The organism is Chryseobacterium elymi (assembly GCF_003385495.1).
In the GTDB taxonomy this organism is placed as follows: domain Bacteria; phylum Bacteroidota; class Bacteroidia; order Flavobacteriales; family Weeksellaceae; genus Chryseobacterium; species Chryseobacterium elymi.
This window is the reverse complement of sequence record NZ_QNUH01000045.1, coordinates 1-5,305: the sequence shown is the minus strand read 5'-3', so window position 1 is coordinate 5,305 and position 5,305 is coordinate 1. Positions and strand designations below refer to the sequence as shown.

Annotated in this window: 6 protein-coding genes; 3 read left to right on the top strand and 3 right to left on the bottom strand. The window is 32.8% G+C overall.

Translation table 11 applies throughout. The features are described from left to right. Positions 1 to 277: helix-turn-helix transcriptional regulator (locus DRF60_RS21275; protein ID WP_394337481.1), on the top strand; the 277-nt coding region annotated here is incomplete at its 5' end. A gap of 81 nt (positions 278 to 358) precedes the next feature. Beyond that, a complete protein-coding gene (locus DRF60_RS20610) occupies positions 359 to 1,183 on the top strand; it encodes an IS256 family transposase, variant Zn-binding type (RefSeq protein ID WP_116015217.1) in 825 nt (274 codons plus the stop codon). A gap of 452 nt (positions 1,184 to 1,635) precedes the next feature. Here the strand turns inward: DRF60_RS20610 and DRF60_RS20605 are convergent, their stop codons facing one another. The 3 genes from DRF60_RS20605 to DRF60_RS20595 all read right to left on the bottom strand — a co-directional run bounded on the left by DRF60_RS20605 (position 1,636) and on the right by DRF60_RS20595 (position 4,186). Then, positions 1,636 to 2,625: a hypothetical protein gene (locus tag DRF60_RS20605; RefSeq protein WP_116015214.1), complete on the bottom strand. Its 990-nt coding sequence runs from the start codon at positions 2,623 to 2,625 to the stop codon at positions 1,636 to 1,638. A gap of 109 nt (positions 2,626 to 2,734) precedes the next feature. Then, complete coding sequence (locus tag DRF60_RS20600) at positions 2,735 to 3,511, bottom strand: hypothetical protein (protein ID WP_116015212.1); 777 nt, start codon at positions 3,509 to 3,511, stop codon at positions 2,735 to 2,737. 45 nt (positions 3,512 to 3,556) lie between these two features. Continuing rightward, a complete protein-coding gene (locus DRF60_RS20595; RefSeq protein ID WP_123902710.1) occupies positions 3,557 to 4,186 on the bottom strand; it encodes a hypothetical protein in 630 nt (209 codons plus the stop codon). A 204-nt stretch (positions 4,187 to 4,390) separates the two neighbouring features. Between DRF60_RS20595 and DRF60_RS20590 the strand changes: the two genes are divergently transcribed. Beyond that, on the top strand, positions 4,391 to 5,305 hold a 915-nt coding region (locus DRF60_RS20590), incomplete at its 3' end, for a tetratricopeptide repeat protein (protein WP_133297260.1).

The window sequence follows — 5,305 nt, the reverse complement described above, 5'->3', positions numbered from 1 at the left end:
TTCTCTGGCTAAAAATAACAGTCCTGAATTTTTAGTATTATTTGAAGAACTCTATCCGAATTTCGTAAAAAACTTAAAAGAAATAAATCCAAAAATCCGTAACTCGGAACTCTACTTCTGTGCACTTGCATTTCTTAACTTTTCCACAAAAGAAATCTCTCATTTTACGTTTGTTTCTATTGCGGCAGTACAATTAAGAAAATACAGAATTAGGAAAAAATATAACATTTCATCAGAAGAAGACTTTAATATATGGATGAAAGCCTTAAATGATTAGTTTCAATTTACAAGCTCTTCAATTAAGTAACAGATCAGGTGTTTAATTTCTGAAATGTAGCTTAAATAACTGTAACAATAGATTTGGTTAAAAAAATGGATTATCGGGAAGCAGACTTATGGGCAGATTTCAGCAGAATCCAAATATTCGGTCAGTACTCTTCAACGATATTTCAATGTGATGCTTGAAAAACCTCCAAAACTCAGCTACAGTCAGAACAAGGAGGTTTATTTGCTGATTGATGGAACTTATTTTTCCAATGAAATTTGCCTTGTTGTCTTCAGAGATGATATTTTTAAACAAACTCAGCTTTACAGAATTACAGATGGAGAACATTATGAAGAGATGAAAGAGGATTCGGAAAACATTTTGGATTTGGGTGTGAAAATCGGTGGGATAACCTGTGACGGCGACAAATCATTACTCAAAGCCATTCGTAAAGTCTGCCCGCAAGTTCCTGTTCAGAGGTGCCTGGTTCATATTCAGAGAATGTGTAAAATATGGCTTTCTGCCTATCCGAAATCAGATGCTGGGTTCGAGCTCCGAGAAATTGTTTGTAAAATTCATTTCATTGATAATGAATCTAAAAAACAATACTGGATCAAAGAATTTATGGGTTGGTTTGAAAAGTATAAAGAATTTTTAAACGAAAAATCTTACAGCCTGGAAACCGGAAGGTATTGGTACACCCATAAAATGGTGAGTAGATGTTTTTCTGTCATCCGAAAGGCTTTGCCCAATATGTTCACTTTTCTGCAAAACCCTAAAATCCCAAAGACAACAAACGGAATAGAGTCTTTTTTCGGTCATTTGAAAGGAAATCTCAATATTCATCGGGGTCTTACTATAAACCGAAGAAAAAAGTTTATCCAATGGTATCTTTTCTACAAAAACCAAAAAAACTGAAGGTTTTCTTAGCCATCAAACTGTTCCAATAATTAATGAAAGAAGGATGGTAAAAACCATCCTTCTAAGCTATTGTTTACAGCATCGATTGTATTGCTGGTTGCTCCTCAGCAGAGCTCACTTCCTCTTCCAATCTACCGCTAAATATTACGAATTATTTTCGTGAAAAACACCAACTATTTTTGACCACAATACCTTAATTGTAAGTATTCCAACAGAAATACATTAGAGAAAATCCTATCATAAAATATTCATTATCAGACTGTTTACTATAAATCAAAGTCTAATAAATAGCAAGGAATAACTTAAGACGTAATGGATTATAAATTTTGTAAAAATTGATTCAAAATTGAAATTATCTCAAAAAATGAATAACTTTTAGTTTTTTAGTGATTTAAGAGAAGAATGGCTACAATGTCTTGGTCACAGGCAAAATAGCCATTCTGTAAATATTATAATGCCGTAACACTAAATAATGCTTTAAAATCAGCGACTACAGCATAGGTTATATTTGCCGGAAAAGAAGTTCCGGAAGTATCAGAAGCTGCTGCGTTTATTCCATTTAGATATACAACAAGATTAAGAGTGTCCCCTGCAGATAAGCTCACCATGCCACTTACAGGTATTGAAAACCGTAAAACGGACTGGCTTTTGGTTGCCCATCTTATAATAGAGCTATCCATAATTGTAATACCGCCATTTGGATTCCCAGATGGTGCATTTTTCCTCACTTCTAAATTAATGGGATAAAAGAAGTCTGCCGAAGTATTTCTGGTAGGGGAAGAATTTGGAACTATATAAGCTGTTATCAAATAATTTCCTGCCTGTGGCGCCGTGTATGTTCCTGTGGATAGGTTAAATGCAGAATTAGGATCTGTAACAACCGTATCGAAACTCTGGAAAAACCGTTGATTGACAGAGCTTCCAGCCACATTACCATTGGTAACACTTACAGTTGGCCCACTACCTTTTAAGGCAATAGAAGCTAATGTAGATGATGATGGATTAACAGCCCCCCAAGAGGTATTACCTAATCCGTCAGTTGTGAGAACATACCCGTTAACCGGAGGATTTGAAGGTAAAGTGATGGTTCTGTCTGTACTGAAAGTTTCCGGAGATTTTACAATAATCTTATTATTTCCATTATTGTTGTTTTCATAAAACTTGATTGATGAAGAAGCACTTCCATTTGAGCTTAAAGAGATATTTCCTTTAACTTCCAATTTTTCGGATGGAGAAATGCTGCCTACCCCCACGTTTCCCGTCGGGGTTACCACAAAGTCATTTAGTTGCTGAGCTGTTGCAGGAACTCCTATATTGGGGTTGTCTTTTTGTCCGTCTATATGAAATATTCCTTGCGGGTTTTCTGTATTGATGCCAACCTGAGAATAGGTGACTGCTGAAATTAAAAAAGCAATTAATACTAATATATTTTTTTTCATCGTTGTTTTTGTATTAAATTGTTGTTAAATTATAAAAAGAATGGCTGTTAGGATTTAAATTGACTAAGGTTAACAACCGTTTCTTTGCATTATAAAATTGCTATATTATTTAATATGCAGGGACGGCAAATAAATAATTTTCTCCATAATCTCCTCTTGTCTTAACTGTTGGAGGAGTTCCTACATCACTAAATTCCCGTGTTCTCAGGTATAGCGTAACACTTCCATTGGAAGTAATTTCTACCGGAATTACCCCATTAAGAAAAGTATATCGAGTAGTACTGGTTGTTGATATACTATTTAACCAGCCAGAAACAAGACTTGAAGTTAGAAAATCAAAACCTGAATCTTGTTGCGAAGAGCTGGAGTCACTTAAAGTTATTCTCATCCAAGTATTATTGGAGGGCGAAGCATTACCTGTAGGATTTACAAGAAGTCCTATATACACCATCCACTTCCCTTTACTAAGTGTTATGCTATGTCCGATATTTTGATTTGGAATAAGTGTAATTTCACTCGTATTTTTTAATCCAAAAACAATTGGAGTTAAAGGACTATTTACCCAAGAGCCCTTACCGTTGGCATCACTACTCAAAAATCTCCCTGCTGCCTGACTACCATCCTGCATTTGAAAAGCATCGTAAGGAACTTCACTTACCGTGTGTATTTTAGCAGTAGGAACAACTACTCCTACTCCCACATTTCCGGCAGATGTCACAACAAAGTCATTCTTTTGCTGAGTAACATTTGGTATTCCAGTAGCAGGATTGTCTTTTTGCCCATCAATATGGAACATTTGTTGGGGGTTTTCAGTATTGATCCCAACCTGCCCAAAAGCAGACGAGCTAAAAACCAGCGTCAATATTATGTAATATATTTTTGTCATTTTTTATTATGTTATGTTTGTATTTATTTATAAAATTATAATGATCTAAATAACATAGGGAGGGGCGCGAATGGGTATTAGATATAAGTGATAATCAAAAGGAAGTAATAACCTATTATATAAATTTATTTGCTTCTGCTTATCAGCAAACGTTGTTTGCTGATATAAAAATTGCTGTTTCTTGTTTATTTGAATGCTGTTATTTTCTTTAGATGAAATAATGATCGTAAGAATTAATTTTTGAAGAGAATGCAGAAAGTTTTTGTTTTCAATATTGGTTTTTGAAAACGATAAATTCTTTTGCTCATCTTCTTCAATTATTATTTCCTTTAGCTTCTTTTTTCTGTTCCTCTTTTTCTTTGTGAAATGATTTTTAGTTTTTTTTGAATGATTTCTTTGTATATAAGTCGTTTTTATAAGTTCTGTTTCCTGAATATCTGAAACAATTGTTTCTTCTACAATGTAAACAGAAGCTTTATTCTTTTCTTGTATAAGTAAAGGTGCAGATTGTGTAACACATGTACTATCTGATAAAAAAAAACTCGTATTTTTTTCTATATAGATTTGAGCAGATAGAGAAAAGCAAAAGAAAAGACACAAAAATAAGAACAGTAATTGATTACTATTCTGCGCAGGAAAGATATTCCAGATTTTTGTGCCTTTTTGTCTCATCATTTGTTTTCAAGAATCGTTAGCAAATATCCCACTACGATACTCTGTTACAAAAAACAGACATGTTACAAAGTTATTACATTTCACAAATGCATAATAACCAACATGTTACACTCAATATTTCATACCGGTGTTACATAGCCACTACTAAAAAAAATTCTACCTTTGTCTTTCACAAATGCCAACCTGATTAATCATTTCCAATTTATGAAGCAACCTATACTTATGTTTTTTTGTCTTTTTTTAATTATGGGGTACTCTCAGGATAAAGAAGTAAAAAAAATAGACTCCTTACTTCAATTGTCTTCTGAGTATAAGTTTAAAGATATGCTCAAAGCTCTTTTGTATACTAAACAGGCTGTTAGTATTGCTGAAAAAATGAACAACAATGAACTGGTGTATAATTGCTACCTTGAGTTAGCTCGTGATCTTAGCAATTTAAATTTAAATGATAAAAGCTTAGAGTATGTTTCAAAAGCTAATAAAATTTTAACTTATAAAAGTAAAATTCAACAAGCCAAGCTAAACGAAATTAAAGTAATAAACTTTGCTGCGATAGGCTTGGATGAACTTGAAAGGCAAACTATTAACGAAATTTTAAATAGCCTTTCAAATGAAGACTCTCTCGAGTCAAAAGAAATACAGGCCCGAACATTTGCATATTTAGCAGACTATTATGAATACAAAGAAAATTACAAAAAAGCTAATCAATTTATAAATAAAACAATTAAGCTAAATAAAGAAATCTCTAATCCAAAAACTATAGATACCTATATCCAGAAAGCTGATATATTAATGAAAACCCAACAATGGGATTCTTCATTCATTTATCTACAGAAAGCTTTTGATGAACATAAAAGCAGGAAAAATCAATTGAGTCAATACAATCTTCTATGGGCTTTAGGAGACTATTACTATCTATCAGGAAAATATTTAAAGGCTTTGGATAACTATAGAAAATCCTTGGAAGATATGAATAAGTTTAAAGTGGTTGATATTGAATGTACAATGTCAATAAAAGAAAATATGTACCGTATTTACGAAGCTTTAGGTGATGAGAAAAACAGGGAAAAATATTATACTGAATATCAAAAAGAGTATACTCAATATAATGATGTAAAC